A 24,184-nucleotide genomic window follows, 5' to 3' on the forward strand; every position below is an offset into this window, starting at 1 on the left:
GAAATACTTTCGCTGGTAGTAAGGACAATATTGCGACATCAGGTGGTTTTTATGGTGATGGTGCAAAGTTCCTAGGAGGCATTTATCAAGAAGCTCAACCTGGTAATGTAGCAGGAACAGGTACCACGCCAGGAACAGGCACGACCTTTCAAGGAACCTTTGGCGCCGAAAAGCAATAAAGGAATATGACTGTACAACCCAAACGAAAAAGCGTCTTAGGACGCTTTTTTTCTCGCTTAAACGTTTAAAATCCCTTAGGATGATTAAGTTTGGAAGATTAATGATCATACTTAGGTAAGGATACCCATGAATAATCAATATATGCTCAAACCTCTTACGCTCTGTGTTTCACTAATGATGGCTTATTCTGTCCCCGTCATGGCAGAAGATACGCCACCAGACATAGGGCCGGAGCTTGATCAGGCAACTGAGCTGCTCAAACGTGAAAATCAAACAGCAGTATCAGATCCCACAGCGCCATCTACCGCGGTTTCTGATACAGAGGCGCAGCGTGCCATCAAAAGTCGTCAGCAACTTGCTGCCGCCACGACATACAATTTGGCGGCGTTAAAAGCCAACCCAGCGGCGTTTAGTAAGTTTTTAAATGATGCGTTAGCCGCGCAAGATATGGTCACGGTAAAAGAAGTATTGCCGCATTATAAAGCACTTAAAACCAATGACCCCATGCTCATCAAATTCGCTGACGCCTTAATATATCGCAGTGAAGCCAAAAACAAGCAAGCCATTGCAATCTACCGTGAGATGCTCGCAGCAGATCCAGATTTTCACCCTGTACGCCTAAATATGGCGATTGCCATGCAAGCAGATAAGCAGTATGCCGCCGCAAAAGAGCAGTTTTTAAAGCTACAGTCGGTTGATTTACCAGCGCCTGTGATGGCGAGAGTTCAAAACTCGTTGGCTCAAATAAATAGTTCAGAAAAATGGCAGTTTAATGTCTCTGCTAGCTATGTGAGAGATAGCAATATCAATGACGCACCGTCTAAGTCTATTCAATCTAGTCTGGGGCGTTCAATCGAACAAAAAACGGCTAATGGTATTCAGGTGTCTGGCAGTGCCAATAAGCGCTTTAATTTACCTGAGAATTTTTATGCAACCGTAGGCGGAAATACCTCACTAAAAGGCTACTGGGATGAGACGGATTATAACGATTATCTGCTGACCGCTTCTGCTGGTATTGGTTATGATGATGCCAAAAATGATGTCTCACTCACGCCGTTTGTGACCAAGCGGTATTACGATGAAGAAGATTATAGCCTACGTAAAGGGGTCACGGTCAGCGGCTCACGCTGGGTAAAACCAAAGTTGAAATTGACGGCCACCGGTATTTTGTCCAATGAAACGTTTGAGGATGACGACAATAAAAACCGAGAAACCGATGGTCAGTTCCTTGGCCTAAACGCATTTTATATCAAAGATGCCAAAGAGTACTTCTATGGTGGATTGGGTAATTATCAAAACGATGTCCCCAAATCAAGCATCATCAGCTACGATCGCAATTCTGTCAATGTTGGTTGGGGGCGTGAATGGAAGCACGGTATATCTACCCTTGCGACAGCAGGCTATGGTATCAAAGAGTACGAAGATCCTGCAGATGCCTATCCAGCTGGTAGTGGTGCATGGTTGGGCTACTATAATGCAGTGGGCGGTAAGCCGGGTACAAAACGCGAGGATAAAACCACCTCACTAGGTCTACAAGTCTGGAAGCGCGATATCACAGTGCTTGGTCTGACTCCAAGACTGGTGTTTGACTATGAAACGACCTCTAGTAACTTTGGTTATTATGATGATCGTGATGAAAAATCAGCGACGGTATTATTAACCAAGACTTTCTAAGTATCTTACCAGTTTTGTATTAGCCAAATAAAACCCTCGCTATCTCGGATAGCGAGGGTTTTTTAGTATTCGATAGTTTATGAACTTATTTGTTTAAATTCAGCTCCATCTCTTTATATTTGGCAGATACCGAAGGTCTTGGACCGCCAGTCATGATACTCACTGCAAAGATAGCAATGGTACTTAAAATAAAGCCTGGAACGATGGCGTATAACCAACTATTTAGTGGTACGCCATTCATCTCAAATGGACCATAGACCCATAGGATGACTGTCAAGGCACCGACAACCATACCGGCGACAGCGCCGTTACGGTTCATACCGCGCCATGTCAGACTAAAGATAACGAGCGGGCCAAATGCCGCGCCAAATCCTGCCCAAGCGTTAGAAACGAGGTTCAGTACTGAGCTGTCTGGGTTCGACGCTAATAAGATAGCGATGACAGCGACGACAATCACAGAAATACGGCCAACCAGTACTTGGCGCGCCTCTGGGGCTTCTTTATCAAAGAACAGCTTATACACATCTTTCGTCAATGAGCTTGATACCACCAATAGCTGAGATGAGATGGTACTCATGATCGCTGCCAAGATGGCCGCTAACAAGAAGCCTGAAACCAATGGATGGAATAAAAACTGCGTGAATACCAAAAAGATGGTCTCGGGATCATCTAGAGTCATCGCGGTTTTTTGTACGTAAGCGCGACCGGCGATACCCGTCACACAAGCACCGATCAGGCTGATAATCATCCAGCTCATACCGATGTTACGCGCTGTTGGAACATCTCGCACTGAGCGAATCGCCATAAAGCGCACGATGATATGCGGTTGACCAAAATAGCCTAATCCCCAAGCGAGTAGCGAGATGATACCAAGTGCTGTCATGCCGCTTGTGATATCGAGCATACTAGGATCGATGGTTCTGATGGTATCAGTCGTGGCTGATACGCCGCCCAGATCTGTCAAGGCAACGATAGGGACGATCACCATGGCAAACAGCATGATGACACCCTGTACAAAGTCCGTCATCGACACGGCAAGGAAACCACCAAACAAGGTATAAATGACGACCACACCAGCGGTGACCCATAGGCCTGTGCTATAAGATAGATTTAATGAGCTTTCGAAAAGTTTACCACCCCCTACAAGACTTGCAGCGGTATAGACGGTAAAGAATAGAATGATGACAACGGCTGAGATGACACGTAGCATGTGCGACTTGTCTTCAAAGCGGTTGGCGAAGTAATCGGGTAGGGTAATAGCGTTGTCAGCTACTTCGGTGTACACACGAAGGCGAGGTGCCACGATGATATAGTTTAAAAAAGCACCCAATGTCAGACCGATGGCAATCCAAGCACTGACCACGCCATCGGCATACATAGCGCCTGGTAATCCAAGCAATAGCCAGCCTGACATATCTGAGGCACCCGCTGAGAGTGCCGTTACTGCTGGGCTGAGATTACGGCCACCGAGCATATAGCCTTCTGTGTCATTGGCCTGCTTAAAGTAAGCATAAATGCCAATCCCAATCATCACTAAAAAATAGGCGGCAAGCGATATCAGCACGCCACTAGAAACTCCGTTCATATAAATTGTCCTTAACCAACTACGTTGGCGGTAATTATTTTTAACTATAAAGAGTAAGTGTTACAAGACGTTGTCCAAAACAATATCTAAAGACAAAAAAAGCCATTAAGTAGGACATAATGGCTTTGATTCAATATCTGTTGTTAGTTTTATATGATTGGCGTTGCTCTAGGGCGAAGGTATATAGATCATGACACTGCGATTATCGACCAAATCATCCGCTCATAAATAGCACATGGCGTAGTCAATAAAGAATGTCATTCAATAAGGAGCAAATCAAAAAGTCGATGCTTCGCTTTATCGCATTTGCCAGTTATATACCTATAGTTATATAACTATATTGGTCGCCAATATAACCAATCATTTAAAACCATTAAACCTACTGACACCTATCATATATTACTCGAAGTGTTCAATATATGACTATCAGTGTTCATATGGTAAATTTTTGTTATAAAAACAACGTCAAGCGTATTATAACGTATGACTACTACAAATGCGAATGGCGTGCCTACTAGTGGTAAGGCACAAGGATTATGCGGCTTGACTGATGCTATATAGTATGAATCACTTTATTAATCGATAGGAGATAATAGATCCAATAGCGCCGTCACACTGCTAGATTGAGTCAGCTTTGGATTGATGACCACGCCCAAATAACGCTGTAACTCTATATTGTCTGCCATATCGATACGCTCCAAGTCTTGACTGATCATGGTCTGCGGCAGTACCGACCAGCCAAGACCGACAGAGACCAGCATACGAATAGACTCTAATGGGTTGGTGCTCATGGTCGCATAAGGCTTGAGGTTATGCTTGGCAAACTCAGCCAGCGTAATCTGACTGGTAAAGGTATTGGCCGACGGTAAAATCGCAGGATAGCGAGCCAACTGCTCGAGCGTCACATTGGATTTGGTCGCCAATGGTGACAAAGTGCCTGTCATAAAGTATAAAGGGTCAGACCAAAGCGTATGGTAGGTTAGCCGCTTGTCGTAGACAGGTGGCAAAGTGACAAACGCCAGTGACAAGTCACCATCTAATACTGCTTTGTGTGCCGCCTCTGAATCGACAAAATGCACTTCTAGCTGGACGGCAGGATACGCTTGGATAAAGTGTTTGAGGACAGGCGCTAAATGGTGTAGGCCAATATGATGGCTGGTACCGATGATCAGCTTACCTGATACAATATGCTGGGAGTGCTGCAGGTTTATCTTGAAGTTTTCATAATCTTCAAGCCAGCGTTTGGCATGTGGCAGCATTTCGGTCGCCGCTTGCGTGGGTACAATACCGCGTCCGACAGTATCGAACAAAGTGATGTTAAACTCATCTTCCAAATTTTTGATACGTTTACTGACTGCAGGCTGAGTGATAAACAGCTTTTCGGCTGCGCCTGAGATGCTGCCAGTGTGCATAACGGTAACGAATGTCGTCAAATTTGTGGTGTTCAAACGGATGTCCTTAGCTACTTTGTAAGCTATAAATAAAAGTTGGCTGACCCAATCACAATGTATTAGAAATAAAAGTTTGTGTCTATGTAAAAATCATCAATTATTATTATAGGATTAGCCTGCTATAATCACAAGACATCGAGACGTATTGTCACATATTTATTGCATAAACGGCGGTGTTTTTTCGTATAACGCTTGTTTTAAGCGCAGTTTTTAGCAATAAATACTAGATAAGTATGCCGACTTGACAAAGCGTTGGCGTAGAGATAAGACATACCAACATACTACCTAGACTAGACCTCATTTTTGCTTACCGATAGCAAGCAGGTAAAAATAGTAAGTCAGTTAAAATAGTAAGTAAGTGAAAAACTGAGCAATTAGCAATTAGCAATCAATAAAGGATAGCAATATGGCCGGTCAAACGTTATATGACAAACTTTGGAACGCTCACGAAGTCACCAAGCGCGATGATGGCTCGAGCCTGATTTATATCGATCGCCATTTGCTGCACGAAGTGACAAGTCCGCAAGCCTTTGAAGGCTTAGAGCTGGCCAATCGCACACCGTGGCGTCTGTCTGCGAATATCGCAAGCCCAGATCATAACGTCCCAACAGTGACCAAAGAGCGCTTAGAGGGCGTGTCGGGTATCAAAGACAATGTATCGCGCCTGCAGGTACTGACGTTGGATGAAAACTGTAGCAAGTTCGATATTGCTGAGTTTACCATCAATGATGCGCGTCAAGGTATTTTGCACGTGGTCGGTCCTGAGCAGGGCTTGGTGTTGCCCGGTATGACAGTGGTCTGCGGTGATTCACATACCGCCACTCATGGCGCGCTAGGTTGTTTAGCGCATGGCATCGGTACCTCTGAGGTTGAGCACGTACTAGCCACTCAGTGTTTGATTCAAAAGAAATCAAAAAATATGCAAATCCGAGTCAATGGTACGCTTGGCGCTGGCGTGACGCCAAAAGATGTGGTGCTAGCGATTATTGCCAAAATCGGTACGGCAGGCGGCACAGGATACGCCATCGAGTTTGCAGGGCAAGTGTTCGAAGACATGAGCATGGAGGGGCGCATGACCGTCTGTAATATGGCGATTGAGGCGGGCGCACGCGTTGGTATGGTGGCGGTCGATGATACAACGATTGACTATGTCAAAGGTCGTCCTTATGCGCCGACCGAGGAGCAGTGGGAGCAAGCCGAAGCTTATTGGCGTACGTTATACTCAGATGATGATGCCGTATTTGATAGCGTAATTGAGATTGATGGTAGTGAGATTGCGCCGCAGGTGTCTTGGGGCACGTCACCTGAAATGGTCGTCGATGTCACTCAGTCTGTCCCGACACCTGACGAAGCTATCGATGAGGCGCAGCAAGAAGGCTGGCTACGCGCGTATACCTATATGGGTCTAAGTGCAGGGCAAAAGATTACCGATATCCAGCTTGATCGTATTTTTATTGGCTCATGCACCAACTCGCGTATCGAAGACTTGCGTGATGCTGCTGCGGTCATCAAAGGCCGCAAAGTCGCTGACAATATCAAAGAGGCGATCGTGGTGGCGGGCTCAGGGCAGGTCAAGCAGCAGGCAGAGTCAGAAGGCTTGGATACCGTCTTTACGGAGGCGGGTTTTGAGTGGCGTGAGCCTGGCTGTTCGATGTGCCTTGCGATGAATGCCGATAAGCTAGAGCCTGGAGAGCATTGTGCCTCAACCTCTAACCGTAACTTTGAAGGCCGTCAAGGCAATGGTGGTCGTACGCATTTGGTCAGTCCCGCGATGGCAGCAGCAGCAGCATTGGCGGGTCACTTTGTCGACGTGCGTACGTTTTAAGACCGTTCATCCATAACTCCCTCATTGAATTGATAGGAAAAACTATGCAAGCTTATAACACCCAAACGGGTATCGTTTGCCCTTTAGACCGCTCAAACGTCGATACCGATCAGATTATCCCTAAGCAGTTTTTAAAATCCATTAAACGCACCGGTTTTGGCGTCAATCTATTTGATGACTGGCGTTATTTGGACGAAGGGTTTCCGGGGCAAGATAATAGTAAACGCCCGATCAACCCTGATTTTGTCTTAAATCAGCCCCGCTATCAAGGTGCTACCATTTTGCTGGCACGCAGAAACTTTGGCTGTGGCTCAAGCCGTGAGCATGCGCCTTGGGCACTGTCAGAATATGGCTTTCGTACGATTATTGCGCCAAGCTTTGCCGATATTTTTTATAATAACTGCTTTAAAAACGGTATGTTGCCCATCGTCTTAGACGAAGAGATTGTCGATGAATTGATGAAAGCGACCATGGCCAATGAAGGCTATGAGCTCACCGCCGATCTTGAGCGTCAAGTGGTCATCACTCCAAGCGGTGAAGAGTACGCTTTTGAGGTCGATGAGTTTCGTAAGCATTGCTTGTTAAATGGTCTTGATGACATCGGACTGACTTTGCAGCAAGGCGACGCCATCAAAGCGTATGAGGACAAGATGAAACAAAAAACACCTTGGGTGTTTAATGACGTACAAGCATAAACAAAGCGCCTTTAAACCACGGTGAGTAAAGTGCTGAACAATAGTAATGCAGCGTTGAGTTATGGCGGTGAACTGGCTAAAATAAGGGGGTCGTTGTGTTGTTTTTATCTTCCTTATTATTAATAGTAGCCGCCATTATGAATAAAACACGTTATGCTTTGTGGACCAGTACAGTGATTGCTGCCAGTTTTTTAATGTCAGGCTGCCAGCTATTAACCGGCTATCAAAAAATCGATGAAGCCGAAAATGCCAAAGTATGGGCAGGCCATATTCAGCCAGTCGCAGGCGAGGTAAGTATCGCGTGTGTTGGAACCTATCACTGCGAAATCGTGCAGATAGACAAAACACTCGTCATCGCTCCTGACAGTCACGAGCCGGTAAATCCAGCCATGGTGACGACGCTTGCAGAGGGCACAAAAAAGGCCCCAACCAGTGCTGAGATGAGGCCGCTTGCCAATAAAAAGTCGATCAAGATAGTGCCGCTATCCGCCTCTGCAATGCCAGGATTGACCAATTACTATGCCAGAGTCATGCCAGCCAAGCGCGAAATTCACGTCAACTTCTATCCAGAAAACAACGTGGGCTATGTTGAGCGTTTTGCCATGATTCATGATTTTACTCAGGCAGGGACTTATCAGTTACGTGCTTATCAAAAAAGACCTAGTAACAAGTCAGGCAGCTTGTTAGAGACCGCGTCGCCCGAGCCTTTATGCATTGAGCTGCTACAGGGTAGTACCGTACAGCGCCGGTTTTGTAAACAGTTAGATAGCAAGCATCGAGGTGAGTTTGTAGAAAACCGTATATAAAAATCTGGTTAATACGTTGAGGTCATCCATCTATGCCAGATAGGATAGCCTGCTTGACTGTCGTTTGTTTCATGTTTAACGCAGTTTTGGGATAAAGACACGCCTTAAAAGCCGCGAAATACGCTGTAGCGAGGGCGTGTTTTTTTGTACATTTTAGCAAAAACCTATAGCAATATTATTCAATAAAAACCTATGAAAAAGGATCAGTATGGCAACGATTTTGACACTAGCGGGCGATGGCATCGGCCCTGAGATTATGACCCAAGCCATTGATGTATTAAATGCCGTCAATGATAAGTTTGCGTTAAATTTGACCCTCGAATCTGGACTGATCGGCGGCGTCGCCATCGATGCGACAGGCGAGCCTTTACCAGATGAGACCTTGGCTCGTGCCCGTGCCGCCGATGCAGTATTACTAGGCGCGGTCGGTGGTCCAAAATGGGATGGTATCGAGCGCAGCAAGCGTCCTGAGCGTGGTCTTCTGAAGATTCGCGGTGAGCTTGGCTTGTTTGCCAACCTACGTGTGGCAAAGCTGTATCCCCAGTTGGCCAATGCCTCGAGCATTAAGCCTGAAATCATCTCAGGTCTCGATCTACTAATCGTGCGTGAGCTGACAGGCGGAATCTATTTTGGGGAGCCGCGCGGTATTCGTACGCTAGATAATGGTGAGCAGCAAGGCTATAACACCATGGTATATAGCACAAGCGAGATTCAGCGTATCGGCAAGGTGGCATTTGAGTTGGCAAAAACGCGGGCAGCCGCGACAGGTAGTGCTGCCAAAGTCTGCTCAGTGGATAAGGCCAATGTCTTAGAGGTCACTGAGCTGTGGAAGCAGACGATGATTGAGATGCAGCAGGCTGAGTATGGTGATGTGGCGTTATCACATATGTATGCTGATAATGCGTGTATGCAGCTGATCAAAGACCCAAAACAGTTTGACGTTATGGTGACGGGCAATATGTTTGGTGACATCTTATCTGACGAAGCTGCGATGCTGACAGGGTCCATTGGTATGTTGCCATCAGCCAGTCTTGATGCGTCAGGAAAAGGCATGTACGAGCCTTGTCATGGCTCGGCACCGGATATCGCAGGACAAGACAAGGCCAACCCACTAGCGACGATATTATCTGTTGCTATGATGCTGCGCTATACCTTTAAACAAGAAACGGCCGCCCAAGCCATTGAACAAGCAGTCAGCGACGTGCTGGATGATGGACTTCGTACGCTCGATATTTTAGATCCTAGTGAAGCCGGATTGACCCAAGTTGGCTGTCAGCAAATGGGACAAGCCGTTTTGGCAAAATTGGTATAAGGCTCTATGATATCGCGCCCTACAAAAAGCCATATACAAAGTTTGACGACTGATTTAAAGTCTGACTGCTCGTTTTTTGACTGTTAAATCGTCATATTTTATAAATTTAGCACCCATAAATTGCTCTGCAGTTTATGGGTTTTTTTATACTTGTCTTATATTCATTTGGCTGCGCTAGGTAACATAACCAACCTGTTATCCGCAAAAAAGTACTTTTATTAACACAGCTTGTGCAAAAGGCTGGTCTTATTAACATAAAGGTGTTATATGCTCACAGACCGATATGGCACCATATTTCACGTATACAACTTATAAAAAACAATCTGATAAAAATAATTGATATAACAATAAAACTTGATAAAAATGCTAGGAGCACACATGTATCATTTAAATAAAGTCAGCGCAGCGCTCGCCGCGGTTGGTTTGTCAGCTGCCGTATTGATAGGGCAAAGCGTTATCGCCGATACAGACAATGCCGTGGGTGATGCTCAGGCAGTGATGAGCAAATCTGCCGCCACTAAAGACGTCAGCCCAGTCACCAATGGCGTCAGTCAAAAGTTGACTGGCGATAACAAAACGTCGATGTCGCTTAACAAACTGCTTCCTACCATTAAATACAGCACCGAAAATTTGCCAGCGATGGCAAAAAAAGTAAACGACGCCAGCTGGACGCCTGGTACTAATATCGATCGGACGATTGGCACCAAATTACAAGCATTATTAAACTGGCATCATAGTGGCGTGGGTGCGGTCGATGGATACTGGGGCAAAAACACCAAAAAAGCCATGCAAGCCTTTCAAAAAGCCAATGGCCTAAGTGTCACAGAGGCTTTAAATACCGAGACTTGGCAAGCCCTCACGAGTGATAAAACGCTTATGACGCAGCCTGTGTTGGTCAGCTACCAATTGACAGACGCGGACGTCGATATCAAAACCACTACTATCCCAGCGGGCGCTACCGCAAAAGCGGAGCTAGAGGGTCTGTACTATGAAAATGTGGTAGAGGCATTGGCAGAGAAGTTTCACATGAGTGAAAAATATCTCAAAACTCTAAACCCCAATGCCAGCTTTTCAGCGGGTGAGACCATAACGGTCTATAATCCAGGAAACCCTAACACCGCGCCCGTCAGCCGTGTGGTCGCCGACAAAACCACCCAGACGCTATATGCGTACGATGATAAAGGGACTCTGGTTGCCAGTTATCCGACGACAGTAGGGAGTACGGCAACCCCGTCACCATCAGGCACGCATACAGTAGAGGTAAAGGTTCATGAGCCTAACTATACTTATACTGCCAATGATGGGAGTAAAGCTATCTTGCCGCCAGGCCCTAACAACCCAGTCGGCTCTGTGTGGATTGGCCTGAGTAAACCCTCTTATGGTATTCATGGCTCACCGGACCCTGCCCGTATCAGCCGTCAAGCATCTGCAGGCTGCGTGCGTCTGACCAACTGGGATGCCTTGGCACTATTGGGTGTCATACAAGATGGGGCTACGGTAGAGTTCAAATAGCTTCAGGCAAAAGACAAAGAGCATGAAACCATCAAGGTTTTTTGCTTATAAAGGTGGGTTTTTATGAACGCGTCAAAAAAAATACCGCTAACCATCAGTTAGCGGTATTTTTATGCGGGCATGGCGGATATAGTCATTATTAAATAAAAAAGATACACAGCATAAATTCGCGAGATTGGTACAAATTCTTCTTGCGTACTGTGCCAGCGCCGCTCGATGCCGCAAAAAACTTATTCGAGTCTCGCCATATCTTTTTTATATTGACCTGACTAACTTGTAAGACAAAACATTGATAGCCAATAATGAGTAGGTTCGCATTTTCATTATTATTATCTGTTAAACCACCCAAGGATTCACAAAAATGTTCTTAAAAACGTCTTAGCAAGTACTGCATCATTTAGTAATGATGAGATTTGTCATAACCGCGTAATCGTCATCACTGTTTAATAAAATCGATTTTATTAAAGTCGATTTTTATCGCAATTAGTTTTTACCACGATAGGTGATACGACCCTTTGATAAGTCATAGGGGGTCATCTCGACTTTGACTTTATCGCCAGTCAAAATACGGATATAGTGTTTACGCATTTTACCAGAGATATGCGCGATGATTTCGTGTCCGTTTTCTAAACGAACTTTAAACAATGTGTTTGGAAGGGTGTCGATGACCTCGCCTTCAAATTCGATAATATCGTCTTTTGCCATAATTTTGTATCAATCAGTTAAAAATAAGCCCATATTATACGCAAGCTAGCGTATTAAAGCAATACAGAACCTGGTTTTGGCTTGACAGCTTGTAATCGATATGTATATCAGTCAGGCAGGTTTAGCCAGAGGGGCGTAAGAGGCGCGGTGGGCAATAGTTTTTGCCAATGCTCGGGATAGTAAGCATTGATAAAGTATAGGCCGTCACCAGAGGCGGTCGGTGGTGCAATAGTACGGTCTTTTTTGGCCAAAATAGTCAAAAAATCAGATGGCTCTAGCTCGTGCTTGCCGATAGCGTACAAGGTGCCCATTAGGTTGCGTACCATATGATGCAAGAAGCCATCTGCTTGAATGTCAAACACGATAAACTGGCCATGGGCAAACAATCTGGCATGACTGACTGAGCGCACTGGCTGATTGGACTGACAAGCGGCGGCGCGAAAGCTACTAAAGTCGTGCGTACCGACGATATCCGCTGCTGCCTGCTGCATGGCGGCCAGGTCAAGTGGTTCATAAATATGAGTGACTTGATGGTTTAAGATAGCAGGGCGCTGGGGTTGATTGAGGGTGATATAACGATAACGACGGGCGATAGCGCCAAACCGTGCATGAAAGTCGTTCGGCATGGGCTGTATCCAGCGCAGCGCAATGTCGTCGGGGAGCAGACTGTTTACACCGCGAAGCCAATTATGAGTCGGGCGATAAGCGTGGGTGGTAAAGTGGGCAATCATATTACTGGCATGGACGCTGGCATCGGTACGCCCTGCGGCGACGACTTCTACGGTCTCATTGGCGACTTTGCCGATAGCGGTTTCGAGGGCTTCTTGGACACCCAGCACTTCTTGTTGCCGCTGCCAGCCGTGATACTGCGTACCCAAAAACTCAATAGCGATTGCTAGGGTGTAAGTGGGTTGGCTGGCGGTTTCGATAGGGAGTATCTCAGACATGATAATGTGTGGCTTATAAAGTAAATGGTAAGGGTTTCTTATGGTCGTAATAAGACCGATCAAATCAGCGCTTTTTGATGGTGATGCTGGGTTGGCTGACATTGTTTGTCCAGCGTTGACGGCGCCTGGTAGGACTATCGTACCGTAGCAGCAGCCACAATAATCGCGCATAGATAGCTGGAATGGTCAACCGGCCGCCAGCGATGACATGATACTCATATTGCCAACTGCCAGCCGCATAGTTGTCACTCACGCCGCCAAAAGGCGATTGACTGGCGCAAACCACCATATGCCCATGCTGATGCGCAAGGGTCAATGCCTGCGCCAAATCAGCTGAATAGGGCACGTTGCCTGCACCAAACCCTAATAAGATAATGCCACATGGCGGCTGAGAAAGTAGGGCTTGTAGCTGATTGCTCATAACCTCAGTATCGTTGGGTAGGCAATACAGAGCATGAATACGTGCTTGCTTGGCACGAGCATCGATGCTTTTGCTGATTTCTTGTTGGTCCTCGAGCCAGTGTTGGCGGCGGGCGTCTGGCAAGTGCTTTATATAACTATTGGCAGGATAGGCTGCCCGAGAGTGACCAGTAAACGCCATGAGGTCATGACTATGGATTTTTTGTACCGTTTGTGCAGGCCAAGATTCGCCGCCAAAGGCAATTTTCACTCCTGACTCACCCGCTGCTGCCAGTTTTAACGCATCGTTTAGGTTGCCCCACGCATCGCTATGCGTATCAACGCTATAGGTATGTAGCATCTCGCTGTCTAATAGCGGGCGCATACTGCCAGTGACCGCCACACAGATATCACTCCCTGCAAAGGCCTCTGCCAAAAACGCCCCGAGATAACTGAGCGTGTCGGTACCAGTGATGAGGACAAAACGTCTGTGCCCCTGCGCATAGGCGGCTAGTATCAGCTGGTAAAAATGCACAAAATCGACAGGCGTTAATTGGCTACTGTCTTTGATTAAAGTGTTGTCTAGCCAAGAGATTGGCGGCAGATGGTGGGCATGGTCTGGCTCTGCTAGCAGTGTTTGTAACGTCGGTAAAAACACCTCTGCTGGTAGCGGTGCTAATGGCCGGCCATAACTGCCAAAAGTGCCGCCTGCATAAATCAGCTGGATGGGATCAGTAAGCGTCTTGGTCATAACAGAAGAGGGCATAGTCGGCGCCGTCATAAAAAGTAAATAAAAATAAGAACTAGGGTGCCCCAGCTCAATCGCTCAAATGAACTGCTCAATGAGTTGCGCAACTGCATCAATAGTCATCTAAATCAGACCCTACTATAAAGGCTCAATGCAAAAAAAAGCAAGTATTCTCAAGGCACAAGAATACTTGCTGATAAAAAAGCCTGCTTTTTAATTACGCTGTGCGCTCGAGTAGCGACTGCGCTTGCTGCTGCTGTGCACTGTTGCCTTGAGAAATGACTTCATTGAGCAAGCGTTTGGCGCTATCGTACTCGCCTAGCTGCAGGTACTGACCTGCCAAGTCTAGTGCTACCTGATTGCTGTCTAATGATTGGACAAAGTCAAAATCAGCGGCAAACCGTGCTGAGAAGTCCTCAGCGTTATCTTCTTTAATACTTTCGGCAGGTTGAGCTGCTACTGGGGCAACTGGGCTCGCTGCTGTATGCGATTCATCTGATAATGTATCAAAATCAAAGTCATCATCGATCAATGTATTATCATCAAACGATGTGGGGCTACTTGAAGTCAGCTCAGAGGCTGCTGTCAAAGTAGGAGTAGCGTCATCACTGCTGTCTGCAAAGTCACTGTCTAATGTTAAGTCATCAATATCGATACTGTCATCACTTAATTCGTCACTTATCTCATCGCTTAGATCAAGCACAGGCTCATCAGTGTTTGTTTCAACATCTAAGTCAGCTAAGTTAGACTCTGTCTCAATTGCTAGTGCCGTCTCTGATGCAGCGTTTAAGTCATTGCCTAGGTCGCTGTTTAGGTCACTGTCTAAGTCATCTGCGTCATCCAAATCGTCTAAGGACAAGACAAAGTCGTCGTCGCGGCTTTGGGCGGTCGCATCAGTCATATGGTCAGTCGTGCTTGTTTTATCAGCAGCATCTTCTGAATCCATATCTGTCACTAAATCATCAAAATCTAAGACGAAATCCTCTTCATCTAGCGTTAGCGCTTCAGTGGTATCCGCTTCGACACTGTCCGCTTGGGTTGAGACATCAGATGACTCTGGCTGCGCTGTTTCAATGTCCTCAAGACCAAAGTCGAATTCGCTAAAATCTGTCTCTTCAGCCACTTCTGTGGCCGCAGTGCTCTCGTCAGCTGCCGTGGTAGGCTCTGCTGCCGGTGCCGGCTCATCTAAATCCGCTTCCAAATCACTGAGCGTCAAAGCAAAATCTGTGTCGGTATTTTCATCTGCCAGCACTTGTTCTGATAGTGCTGGGGTCTCGACAGAAGAAGCTAAGGAGGCATCGCTCTCGCTGATATCATCAGTTGCCACATCATGGGTGGGACTGGCATGTGTCGTTGGCAGATCAAAATCTATACTTTCAAAGTCGGCAGCTTGCTCAACGGGTGCGGTTTGCGCGGCGACTTGATTTTGCTCTTCAAAAAACAGCGTCTTTAGCTCATCTGCTAAGGCAAGGCTTTTTGGGTCATTTTGCGAGCTGATGGTGTCATAGACTTTGTTGAAATTCTCTGATTGATTGATCGTCGCATAGATGCTTAGCAGCTTTAAAGAAAGCTGACTGTCGTTAGGCTTTTCGCGCAAGCCACGATTGAGTGTTTCAATCGCTTTGTCATAACGCTGCTGATCTATAAAGCGCTGGGCAATGGTGATGGGGTCAAACTTGTTTTCGCCGCTGACGTCAGTTTGTACGGGCGCACTTGCTTTTGGCGCTGGTGTCTGTGCCGCGGCATGTCTATCTGACTTGACATAAGGCTGCGCCGAAGGTTTTTGCGCTTTGTTTTTACGTATCACTAAAACCGCTATTAATACAATCAGTACCAAGCCGGCGATGATGTATAGCATATTGTCCATTGTTACTCCCACGCCTATGATTACAGCATAATACGCTGCTATATCAGGCAATTATTGGTTGCGTAGTTTTTTGAGACGAGCTTGCAGCTCTGCCAATTTTTGATTCTGTAATTGAATTTTTCGCGTATAACTGTCAAGTGCGCTACTGGTCTTGGAGAAGCTTTGGGCCTGAGAGGCAGCCGCTTGCCGTGATGCTTTTAAAGTAGCTAGTATGTCTGTGCTAATTCCATTGCCTGTGGCCGCCGCTGATTTGGTTTGGGTGCCATCGGCATTGCCATCACGTCCTGGAGCCAATACAGAAAACTGCGCTCTTGGCAGGGTCTTGGTAATGGTTGGTTTTTTTTGTGGCTTGGCTGCAGGCGCTGAGTTGTTTTGCGCTTTAGCTGTATGGGGCTTTGCTTTAGGCGCTGGCTGTGCGACAGGGGTATTTATCCGCCGACGATATTTTTGTTTTTGGGCGCTGATAGCGGCCTCTAGCGCTTGCTGTGATGGCAATACATCATAATTCGGCAGATTTAGCTTGGCGTCGGCTTTGAGCTGGTCTGCGTTTTTATTGATAAAAGCATTGGGGTTTTGTGATTGAATCTGTTTCATCACGGTCTGAATATCGACATTGTTTTCTTGGGCAATCTGCTGAGCAATGATCCATAAGCTGTCATTGCGCTGTACTTGATATTGAAAGTTTGCCGTGCTTTGCGTTTTGGCGTCTGCTATAGAGTCTGCTGCCACGTGGTTTGTAGGTGCAGTTTGATTGTTGGTGCTTGGCTGAGAGGGCGCGGCAGTATCAGCCGGTATGTTGCTACCGACTACCGTTGCCGTATGTGCAGTGCTCAAAGCCGCTTGCTCGGCGGCTTGGTTGTCTTGAGCTGCGTCGTTTTTTGGGGCGGCAGCTACGATATTGGCACTCACACCCGTGGTTTTTTGCTGACTCGGCTGTATCTGACGCGTGACTTGAATACTTAGCGTATCTAATGCGTTGTCTGCTTGCGCTGTGCCGAGCGTGTGTTGCGTAGCAGGTGATGCTTCGCTCGCGGTGCTAACACTTGAGGCGGTTTGTTCTTGAGCCAAACGGCCATTGTCCAAGCGGCTGGCAGGGTTGGGTCGGATAGCATTGCTCTTCGCTGGACTGGCGGCCGTGAGCTCAAAGTCATTTGCCAAACGCCCATTGTCTAAACGGCTAGGCGTATAGACTAGATGGTCAGTTGCTGATACAGATGTCTTGGCAGGCATGCTGGCTGAGGCAACTTGCGTTTGAATACTTGCGCTTTGCGTATTGGCCCCTTGCGTATTCGGTAGTTGCACGTTGGGCGCGGACCGTTTGACGGCCGTAGGAGCGCTTGTCGATGAGCTTGCAGCTGATGCCGATATCAGTGGTGGCGGAGCACCTTTTCTAAGGGTCAAAGGTTTGGCATTATTGGCGGATACGGCAGGTAAATTGGGCTTTTTTGCGCCTGTTACGATGTTTTTGGTGGTGTCGATGGGTAAACTGGCATCGAGCGGCATCAATAATGTTTTGGGCACGACATTACGCTGACCCTGATCATTGATGGTCAACACAATATCGGCAAAGGGTTTAGAAACAGGTTTTGATGTACTGATATAGACTTGGCCGCTGGTTTCTGAGGTCGGCTGAAAGCGTATCCTCATTGAGTCAGTTGGCGTCAACCCCATTTGCTGATAGATAGCAGGGTTGGCCAAGCTGGCTGAAAAATCAGCAGCCCGAATGTCCGAGACACTGATGCTGGCTCTTAGAGGCTCATGCTGTGCTGAGGTCACAACGGTCTTGCCAATCGTGGCCGCTTGGGCGCTAGAGACAAAGGCGGCACAGCTTACCGAACACAGTAATGCCATCGATACCGCACGGTGTACGCGAGTCAAACGATGAGATAAACGATAAGACATATGCAGCCCTTAGAATATAGGTTATCTTTGCTTTTATAACAAAATCTGGTTTAGTTTACCAGTTTATTTCACAACTGTTGTGTCCAATGTATCAAATGTTAATTTACTGTATAAAACGCCCTTTTATTCAGCGGTTATCTGCTTCCCAAGTAGCATGGCATCCCCATAACTAAAGAAGCGGTATTGCTGCTCGACGGCATGTTTGTACGCTTGTTCTATCGCTTGTTTACCCGAAAATGCCGAGACCAGCATCAATAGGGTGGACTTGGGCAAATGAAAGTTGGTCAGTAGCTTGTCGATGACGGCGAATTTAAAGCCTGGATAAATAAAAATATCTGTGTCGCCTGACCAGCCAGCAAGCGGTTTGCCCGTGCTCGCAGTCTTTTGGTAGGCAGTTTCGAGCACGCGCGTGACCGTCGTGCCAATCGCGATCACTTGCTTGCCGTTTTTATGGGTTTGATTGATCAGATCCGCGGTTGCTTGCGGTAGATGCGCATATTCACTGTGCATGGTGTGATTGAGCAAGTTGTCGGTTTTGACAGGGGCAAAGGTGCCTGCGCCCACGTGCAACGTCACAAAGGCGGTGTGAATGCCTTTGGCCGCCAGTTTATCCAAAACCACTTCATCGAAATGTAAGCTGGCAGTCGGTGCCGCCACGCTAGCGAGTTTGGCTGGATCATGAAAAACGGTTTGATAGCGGGTATTGTCCGTGTCGTCTGCATGACGCTCAAAATATGGCGGGATAGGTAGCTCGCCGTATTGCTCTAGCTGCGGCAGGATAGGAGCATCAAAGGCTAGGATAAATAAATTATCCTGACGACCAATCATGACCGCATGTATATGACCATCCGCGAGCTGCAAGCGCTGTCCAAGCTTGGGCGCTTTGCTGGCTTTTATGTGGCCAAGCGCGATGTGGTCAGTGCAGACCGGTTGATCATCTGCGGTCGTCAAATGCAGGGCGGCGGGCGCTAAGTCGGCAATATCGACCAAACGCTCGATCAACACTTCGATCTTACCGCCTGTGTCTTTTTGTCCAAACAGGCGCGCTTTCATCACCTTGGTGTCGTTAAATACGATCAAATCACCCGCATTTAGTAAATCTGGCAACTCAGAAAACATGCGGTCTTCGGCACGGCTATCTGCCACAGTGGCGGGATTGCTGGCGGGTAAATACAATAATCTTGAGGCCGAGCGCTGCGCTAGCGGGTAGCGGGCGATTAAGTCATCTGGGAGCTCATAGTCATAGTCATTAACGCTCAGATAGTCTAAGTCATTATTGCTTTTATGGGTGTCAGTCATGGTATGGCGATCTAAATCTACAGCGTGGGAGTGGGTCATAATGGGTCTTTCAATGAAGAGTGGTGAAGGATGATATGAGCGTAATTGTAGCAGAAATGACAGGATAAACGCATGTCTCATTGAGTGACTCACAGGCATAATATGTCATAACGACCACGTTATTACGGCCATGTCGTCATGACCGCGCGCGCTGCCACAAAAACCTGACAGCCATACTGATGGCTTGAGGTAACTATCAGTCAGACATCAATCAGGCTCATCTATTCAAATAGTTTTAACTGAGGCAAGAGCAGGGCGGCGGGCACCAATGAAGAGAAAGTCACACCGACCAGACGTATGGGCAGCTGACGCGGGATGTCCAAAAACAGCTTGTCTAGCCAATAATGGGCGGATTCGGCGCTATCAAAGGCCGTCGATAACGTGTGTGAGCGCGTGACTTGAGTAAAATCCGCGTATTTAACTTTTAAAGTAATGGTATGCGCGACCAGTTGTTTTTTTTGCATTTGATCAAACGCATCTTCATTTTGTGCATAAATTTGTACTTTTAGCTCAGCATCGTCGTCAAGATTATCCCGAAAGGTGGTCTCAGAGCCTACGGATTTGTGCGTGCGCTGCGACTTGACCGTACGCTCATCGCGGCCATGAGCGATATCATGATAGAACTGACCACGTTTTCCAAACTCCTGTACCAATGCCGCCGCTGGCAAGCGCCGCAAATCAGCACCCGTGCGCACGCCCATGGCATGGAGACGCTTGGCAGTGGCTTTGCCAATACCATGAAAGCGCTCGATGGGAAGGGTGCTAATAAACGCATCGGCATCGGCTGGTGGGATAACTGCGATACCATTGGGCTTGTTGATATCAGAGGCAATCTTGGCCAGCATCTTATTAAATGAGACGCCAGCAGAAGCGGTTAGCCCTGTGTGCGCCAAAATCTGCGCTCGTAGCCAATTGGCCATTAACGTCGCTGAGCCCTTATGTACAGATAAGCCGGTGACATCCAGATAGGCTTCATCCAATGACAGCGGTTCGACATGAGGCGTCAATTGATGCATGAGTTGGCGTATATCACGACTGACCGCCCGATAAACCTCAAAGCGTGGCCGAACAAATATCGCCTCAGGACAGCGTTTACGCGCTTCATAGCATGACATCGCTGAGCGCACACCAAACTTGCGCACCTCATAACTGGCTGCTGCGACAACCCCGCGCCCGCTTGGGTCACCGCCGACTACCAAAGGTAAACCTCGTAACTCTGGGAAGTCACGTTGTTCGACACTGGCATAAAAAGCATCCATATCAATATGAATGATTTTGCGGGGTGAAAGAGGAGTAGAAGCAGTCATGACCGCTATTTTACCCCAATTAGCAAAACTATTTTAGCGGCAACCATAAATATGGCTTGATTTTATAAACAAATAGACTATTAAAACAATTTAAAAAATATCAGTGGGTTAAACCCGTCAATATCCCTAAGATCGTACCTTTTGTTTACCGTTTAACCTAAAGGATTTGCCGTCCATCGTGATTAATGCATTTAGATGTTACGCTTTTGCTTCAGACGTTCTACACTAAAGTAAGTATCGAAGTAGACGATTGTTAAAAGAATAAACAACTTCTTTATACGCCCTAGTCTATAGCGAATAAAAAGGTTGTTTATGGCTCGCACCACACTCGCCTATAGAGTATTGGTAAACCCGCCGCCTAAAGGAACATACTTAGGGGTGCATGAGGGACTAAGGAGCTGATGATGAATAAACTAACAGGGAGCGAATTGACACGCGCAATGCTAGCACGAGGAGATAAGGATATTTGGTGTGCAGTTTGCGATGAGAGTGATGAGCTGGCGATGATGGATCTGTATGGTAATGACTTCACCGTCTATATTGTTGCTTATCGTGATGGATATTTTTACTGTCGTAGCGGCACATCTTGGGCCTGTGCAGTGCCTATAAAGATAGCAGCCATCACGCAAGAAGACATTGATAGCCCAATGATACAATAAATCTTATAAACACAAAAAAACCTCCCATATGAACCGAACCCCATAAGTTGGACACAACTTATGGGGTATTTTTATGCGTTATAATCTAGACTTTAAGCTTCAAGTCATCGCATACTATGAACAAGGACATAGTAGTCGAGCCACAAGCAAGAAGTTTACTGTAAATCCAAAGTTTGTTCTTAAATGGGTTAAGCAATATCAAAGCGGTGGTATCGATGCTATCAAACCAAAGACCAGCAAAGCCTACTATAGTCGCGAGTTTAAACACAAAGTGCTTACAACGATGCTTAGCCAAGGCTTGAGTCAATTGGAAGTTGCTTTAAGGTATAACATCAGCTCACCGGCGCTTATTAGTCACTGGCACAAAGCGTATCGGCTACAAGGTATGTCTGGACTAACACCCAAACCCAAAGGTAGAACCGCCATGAGTAAACCCTTTATCACAGACAAGCCAGATGAAGAAAAGAACTTAGCAGAGCTTAAGCGTGAGAATGAATACCTACGTGCGGAGAACGCCTACCTAAAAAAGCTGGATGCCTTGCTCAAACAGAAGAGGAAACAAGCTTTGAGAAAGCAAGGCTCATCGAAGAACTAAGGCAAGACTATCTGAACCGCCCTGGGATTGTCGGAGACTCAACGCTCCAAGAGAATACGACAATGAAAACACGAAATTATACCCCTGAAATGAAAGAGAGCGCCGTCCGTATGCTGATTGCAGCTAAAGACGATTACCCATCCACCTAGTCAGCCATCAAAGCCATAGCGTCAAAGATTGGCTGCACGCCTGAGACCCTACGATCATGGCATAAGAAGCAAATCGATCAAACCATTCCTGCAAATATTCAAGCTCAAAGCCAAGCGGAGCGTATCAAAGAGCTTGAACGTGAGAACAGAGAGTTAAAGCAAGCCAATGAGATTATAAAGAAAGCTGCCGCTTTTTTCGCCCAGGCGGAGCTCGACCGCAAACCCAAGTCATGGTTGATTTTATTGAAGATCATAAACAACAATATGGAGTCGAGCCAATCTGTAGAGTATTACCGATTGCTCCATCCACATACTATCGTGCTAAAGAACTAGAAGAAAATCCTGAAAAGCGTTCACAGTGTAGTCAGCATGACGATTTCTACCTTAATGAGATTAAACGTATCTGGAAGAACAGCAAATGCCGTTACGGTGCGCGCAAAGTCTGGCAGCAGATGAAAGCTGACGGGTTAAAGGTTGCTCGGTGTACCGTAGAGCGATTAATGAAGCAGTATGGTATGCAAGGTGTCTGGCGCGGTAAGGGCAAGATCACCACCAATAGCCGTGATGATCAAAAATGCGCTGATGACCTAGTCAATCGTAACTTTAATGCGCATCGTCCTAATCAGCTATGGGTAGCTGACTTCACCTATATAAAAACAACTAGCGGCTGGGTTTACACCGCTTTTATTATTGACGTGTTTGCTCGCGCTATTGTTGGCTGGAAAGTTTCTAATCGCATGAATACCGATATGGTTATGGCAGCATTAAATCAGGCGATAGCAGATAGGAACCATCTCAAAGATGTGATTCATCACAGTGATCGTGGGGTTCAGTACTTATCCATTCGCTATACTGACAAAATGTGTGACTCTGGTATCATCGCTTCTGTCGGCACGACTGGTGATTCATACGATAACGCACTGGCTGAAACGGTTAACGGGCTGTATAAATCTGAGGTAATTGACTATTTAAAGGAGAACTGGACTGGCGTTAATGATGTTGAACTGGCAACCCTTGAATGGGTGGACTGGTTTAATAAAACACGTCTGCATAGCACGATTGGTTATGTGTCACCCTTTGAGTTTGAAAAGCGGTATTACGATAATTTAATCCTGTCAGGCATGGCTGCCTGACTCAAGTAAAACACTCTCCGATATAGTCGGGGCGGTTCACTTCTTCTAATGCCTTTTTGGTCAGGTGTTGCAAATCCCCAACCTGCTACCACCAGATCTTCACCCAGTTCATCAAATAAACCTTGCAATACACCCTCGTCTTGAACCCCGCTTTGGATTGCCAAAATCCTCATCGCTTGTTCTTTACTTACTTTAGAGTCTGACATGACAGCTTGCATCATGAAGTCATCAATTTGATAGCGTTGGGTCACTTTCTTAAACTTTAGCAGTTGTCAAAAAATTCTGAATATGAATGACTCAAATGTCATTGAGCATTATTCGCAGATGGGTATGTCGGGGATTGTCGCATTCAAAGGGTAATCCCGTAATGATAGTGAAGGGCCAATGCAGGTGGTATTGGTGGGTATGATCGTGAGCAGGTTCATTTTGTTGCTTCGAGTGCAGGGAGTCTACCGAACAAGCTAACGAATTTTCTGTCCTGATTTGGATCAAATCTTCTGTATTTTTATGTACTTACCAAAAATTCACATAGCCAATCACCAATAAATTTTTATTTAGAAGAGTTAAAGGTTTTCCACTGTAATTATCTTGTGTTAAAATCACGACTTTTAGTGGACATAAATTTACTAGTATTGATATTTATTTTTCTGTTTCTAGCAGAAAGTTGGCGCGATACTTAAATGGATTTACAAAAATTCACGACGTTTGATTGGTCTATATTGATGCACTATACCTTGTGGGTTCTGTGCCATAACCATTGATAAAGTAGATATGATATGCTTCAAAATCTCAAGTACACTATTGTACTGTCAAGTCTTGTAATATCAAGTTGTACAGTATTCAGCAACGCTAAAGAAAAAGACTATAATCAGCAAGTGGATTTTTTGGTTTTAACTGCTCCTTCAGTCAATCTTGACGTTGTGGATAGGGCTGCTCCAGCGAGACTAGATATATTTCAGCTGACTAAAAAACCAACTTTTATTTATGAAGAATATTTAGATTTAATTGACGAAGACAATGACTTAAAAGGTGATCTGCTACTAAGAAATCAACATATGATCATACCTGATACTATTAAGTCAATACCGCTGAGTTTGGAAAAAGACACTAACTATCTAGGAATCACAACAGGATTCCGCGACATTGAAAACACTTCATGGAAGATTGTACTTCAAAAGCAACCTCCTCAATGGTGGAGCCAAAATAGTTATTTATATCTAAAAGTTGATAGCTCAGGTATTTTTCAAATCTCGAAGAGGCAAATGAAAGAAGAGCTGAAAAAGTATGCAAAAAGACATCCAAATGATAAGTCAGTGACAAAGAGTGGAGTCTTCAAAAAGCCAAAGTATGACTACAGTAAAGGTATATTTACTAATAAATTATAAAAATAATAGG

At 46.0% G+C, this 24,184-nt stretch carries 19 protein-coding genes, 1 pseudogene and 1 other annotated feature; of the genes and pseudogenes, 10 read left to right on the forward strand and 10 right to left on the reverse strand.

The window, feature by feature from the left end; translation table 11 throughout:
* The first annotated feature begins 306 nt into the window (after window positions 1–306).
* Window positions 307–1,854, forward strand: a complete 1,548-nt coding sequence (locus JMX98_RS10005) for a porin family protein (RefSeq protein WP_201586288.1) — start codon at window positions 307–309, stop codon at window positions 1,852–1,854.
* An 85-nt stretch (window positions 1,855–1,939) separates the two neighbouring features.
* Here the strand turns inward: JMX98_RS10005 and putP are convergent, their stop codons facing one another.
* Both putP and JMX98_RS10015 read right to left on the reverse strand, forming a co-directional pair.
* A complete protein-coding gene (gene putP, locus JMX98_RS10010) occupies window positions 1,940–3,439 on the reverse strand; it encodes a sodium/proline symporter PutP (RefSeq protein ID WP_201586289.1) in 1,500 nt (499 codons plus the stop codon).
* A gap of 575 nt (window positions 3,440–4,014) precedes the next feature.
* Window positions 4,015–4,887 carry a LysR family transcriptional regulator gene (locus JMX98_RS10015; protein WP_075101606.1) on the reverse strand — a complete coding sequence of 291 codons (873 nt, stop codon included), beginning with the start codon at window positions 4,885–4,887 and terminating at the stop codon, window positions 4,015–4,017.
* A 409-nt stretch (window positions 4,888–5,296) separates the two neighbouring features.
* On the opposite strand from JMX98_RS10015, the gene leuC reads away from it, so the two are divergent.
* The 5 genes from leuC (at window position 5,297) to JMX98_RS10040 (ending at window position 11,040) form a co-directional block, all read left to right on the forward strand.
* Entirely contained in the window at window positions 5,297–6,715 is a 1,419-nt protein-coding gene (leuC, locus tag JMX98_RS10020) for a 3-isopropylmalate dehydratase large subunit (RefSeq protein ID WP_105246307.1), read from the forward strand.
* Between the two features lie 44 nt (window positions 6,716–6,759).
* Window positions 6,760–7,410, forward strand: a complete 651-nt coding sequence (gene leuD / locus JMX98_RS10025) for a 3-isopropylmalate dehydratase small subunit (RefSeq protein ID WP_201586290.1) — start codon at window positions 6,760–6,762, stop codon at window positions 7,408–7,410.
* A 137-nt stretch (window positions 7,411–7,547) separates the two neighbouring features.
* Window positions 7,548–8,216: a hypothetical protein gene (locus JMX98_RS10030; protein ID WP_201586291.1), complete on the forward strand. Its 669-nt coding sequence runs from the start codon at window positions 7,548–7,550 to the stop codon at window positions 8,214–8,216.
* 208 nt (window positions 8,217–8,424) lie between these two features.
* Window positions 8,425–9,528, forward strand: coding sequence for a 3-isopropylmalate dehydrogenase (leuB, locus tag JMX98_RS10035; protein ID WP_105246303.1), 1,104 nt, complete (start codon window positions 8,425–8,427; stop codon window positions 9,526–9,528).
* 378 nt (window positions 9,529–9,906) lie between these two features.
* A complete protein-coding gene (locus JMX98_RS10040; RefSeq protein ID WP_201586293.1) occupies window positions 9,907–11,040 on the forward strand; it encodes a L,D-transpeptidase family protein in 1,134 nt (377 codons plus the stop codon).
* A 483-nt stretch (window positions 11,041–11,523) separates the two neighbouring features.
* Here the strand turns inward: JMX98_RS10040 and infA are convergent, their stop codons facing one another.
* From infA to dinB, 7 genes are all read right to left on the reverse strand, one after another.
* Entirely contained in the window at window positions 11,524–11,745 is a 222-nt protein-coding gene (gene infA / locus JMX98_RS10045) for a translation initiation factor IF-1 (protein WP_021814850.1), read from the reverse strand.
* A 107-nt stretch (window positions 11,746–11,852) separates the two neighbouring features.
* Window positions 11,853–12,692, reverse strand: a complete 840-nt coding sequence (truA, locus tag JMX98_RS10050; protein WP_100749575.1) for a tRNA pseudouridine(38-40) synthase TruA — start codon at window positions 12,690–12,692, stop codon at window positions 11,853–11,855.
* Window positions 12,693–12,756: 64 nt separating this feature from the next.
* Window positions 12,757–13,842 carry an asparaginase gene (locus JMX98_RS10055; RefSeq protein ID WP_201586331.1) on the reverse strand — a complete coding sequence of 362 codons (1,086 nt, stop codon included), beginning with the start codon at window positions 13,840–13,842 and terminating at the stop codon, window positions 12,757–12,759.
* A 214-nt stretch (window positions 13,843–14,056) separates the two neighbouring features.
* A complete protein-coding gene (locus JMX98_RS10060) occupies window positions 14,057–15,706 on the reverse strand; it encodes a FimV/HubP family polar landmark protein (protein WP_201586296.1) in 1,650 nt (549 codons plus the stop codon).
* A 51-nt stretch (window positions 15,707–15,757) separates the two neighbouring features.
* Window positions 15,758–17,608: a FimV family protein gene (locus JMX98_RS10065; protein ID WP_201586299.1), complete on the reverse strand. Its 1,851-nt coding sequence runs from the start codon at window positions 17,606–17,608 to the stop codon at window positions 15,758–15,760.
* Between the two features lie 123 nt (window positions 17,609–17,731).
* The gene (queA, locus tag JMX98_RS10070; protein ID WP_413786549.1) at window positions 17,732–18,907 is read right to left on the reverse strand and encodes a tRNA preQ1(34) S-adenosylmethionine ribosyltransferase-isomerase QueA; all 1,176 of its coding nucleotides are present in this window, start codon (window positions 18,905–18,907) and stop codon (window positions 17,732–17,734) included.
* Window positions 18,908–19,167: 260 nt separating this feature from the next.
* Window positions 19,168–20,253: a DNA polymerase IV gene (gene dinB, locus JMX98_RS10075; RefSeq protein ID WP_201586303.1), complete on the reverse strand. Its 1,086-nt coding sequence runs from the start codon at window positions 20,251–20,253 to the stop codon at window positions 19,168–19,170.
* A gap of 401 nt (window positions 20,254–20,654) precedes the next feature.
* On the opposite strand from dinB, the gene JMX98_RS10080 reads away from it, so the two are divergent.
* From JMX98_RS10080 to JMX98_RS10090, 3 genes and pseudogenes are all read left to right on the forward strand, one after another.
* Window positions 20,655–20,912: a hypothetical protein gene (locus tag JMX98_RS10080; RefSeq protein ID WP_075101596.1), complete on the forward strand. Its 258-nt coding sequence runs from the start codon at window positions 20,655–20,657 to the stop codon at window positions 20,910–20,912.
* Between the two features lie 73 nt (window positions 20,913–20,985).
* Window positions 20,986–21,507, forward strand: coding sequence for a helix-turn-helix domain-containing protein (locus JMX98_RS10085; protein WP_201586304.1), 522 nt, complete (start codon window positions 20,986–20,988; stop codon window positions 21,505–21,507).
* Window positions 21,508–21,569: 62 nt separating this feature from the next.
* Window positions 21,570–22,789, forward strand: a pseudogene (locus JMX98_RS10090) (IS3 family transposase).
* Window positions 21,845–21,961, forward strand: a sequence feature (AL1L pseudoknot). It overlaps the preceding pseudogene by 117 nt.
* Here JMX98_RS10090 and JMX98_RS10095 read toward each other — a convergent pair.
* Window positions 22,753–23,040: a hypothetical protein gene (locus JMX98_RS10095; RefSeq protein WP_201586305.1), complete on the reverse strand. Its 288-nt coding sequence runs from the start codon at window positions 23,038–23,040 to the stop codon at window positions 22,753–22,755. The pseudogene JMX98_RS10090 and the gene JMX98_RS10095 sit on opposite strands and share 37 nt — an antisense overlap.
* A 525-nt stretch (window positions 23,041–23,565) precedes the next feature.
* On the opposite strand from JMX98_RS10095, the gene tssJ reads away from it, so the two are divergent.
* Window positions 23,566–24,174, forward strand: coding sequence for a type VI secretion system lipoprotein TssJ (tssJ, locus tag JMX98_RS10100; RefSeq protein WP_201586306.1), 609 nt, complete (start codon window positions 23,566–23,568; stop codon window positions 24,172–24,174).
* The last annotated feature ends 10 nt before the right edge of the window (window positions 24,175–24,184 follow it).

The sequence above is a fragment of the Psychrobacter sp. HII-4 genome (genome assembly GCF_904846595.1).
Taxonomy (GTDB): domain Bacteria; phylum Pseudomonadota; class Gammaproteobacteria; order Pseudomonadales; family Moraxellaceae; genus Psychrobacter; species Psychrobacter celer.

What these genes read in the sequence shown, in the direction of transcription:
- JMX98_RS10005 (WP_201586288.1), top strand. Translation starts at nt 307, where the DNA reads ATGAATAATCAATATATGCTCAAACCTCTTACGCTCTGTGTTTCACTA.
- leuD (WP_201586290.1), top strand. Translation starts at nt 6,760, where the DNA reads ATGCAAGCTTATAACACCCAAACGGGTATCGTTTGCCCTTTAGACCGC.
- JMX98_RS10085 (WP_201586304.1), top strand. Translation starts at nt 20,986, where the DNA reads ATGCGTTATAATCTAGACTTTAAGCTTCAAGTCATCGCATACTATGAA.
- JMX98_RS10040 (WP_201586293.1), top strand. Translation starts at nt 9,907, where the DNA reads ATGTATCATTTAAATAAAGTCAGCGCAGCGCTCGCCGCGGTTGGTTTG.
- queA (WP_413786549.1), bottom strand. Translation starts at nt 18,907, where the DNA reads ATGACTGACACCCATAAAAGCAATAATGACTTAGACTATCTGAGCGTT.
- JMX98_RS10055 (WP_201586331.1), bottom strand. Translation starts at nt 13,842, where the DNA reads ATGACCAAGACGCTTACTGATCCCATCCAGCTGATTTATGCAGGCGGC.
- leuB (WP_105246303.1), top strand. Translation starts at nt 8,425, where the DNA reads ATGGCAACGATTTTGACACTAGCGGGCGATGGCATCGGCCCTGAGATT.
- leuC (WP_105246307.1), top strand. Translation starts at nt 5,297, where the DNA reads ATGGCCGGTCAAACGTTATATGACAAACTTTGGAACGCTCACGAAGTC.
- putP (WP_201586289.1), bottom strand. Translation starts at nt 3,439, where the DNA reads ATGAACGGAGTTTCTAGTGGCGTGCTGATATCGCTTGCCGCCTATTTT.
- JMX98_RS10065 (WP_201586299.1), bottom strand. Translation starts at nt 17,608, where the DNA reads ATGTCTTATCGTTTATCTCATCGTTTGACTCGCGTACACCGTGCGGTA.
- JMX98_RS10080 (WP_075101596.1), top strand. Translation starts at nt 20,655, where the DNA reads ATGATGAATAAACTAACAGGGAGCGAATTGACACGCGCAATGCTAGCA.
- infA (WP_021814850.1), bottom strand. Translation starts at nt 11,745, where the DNA reads ATGGCAAAAGACGATATTATCGAATTTGAAGGCGAGGTCATCGACACC.
- dinB (WP_201586303.1), bottom strand. Translation starts at nt 20,253, where the DNA reads ATGACTGCTTCTACTCCTCTTTCACCCCGCAAAATCATTCATATTGAT.
- JMX98_RS10060 (WP_201586296.1), bottom strand. Translation starts at nt 15,706, where the DNA reads ATGGACAATATGCTATACATCATCGCCGGCTTGGTACTGATTGTATTA.
- JMX98_RS10030 (WP_201586291.1), top strand. Translation starts at nt 7,548, where the DNA reads ATGAATAAAACACGTTATGCTTTGTGGACCAGTACAGTGATTGCTGCC.
- tssJ (WP_201586306.1), top strand. Translation starts at nt 23,566, where the DNA reads ATGCTTCAAAATCTCAAGTACACTATTGTACTGTCAAGTCTTGTAATA.
- truA (WP_100749575.1), bottom strand. Translation starts at nt 12,692, where the DNA reads ATGTCTGAGATACTCCCTATCGAAACCGCCAGCCAACCCACTTACACC.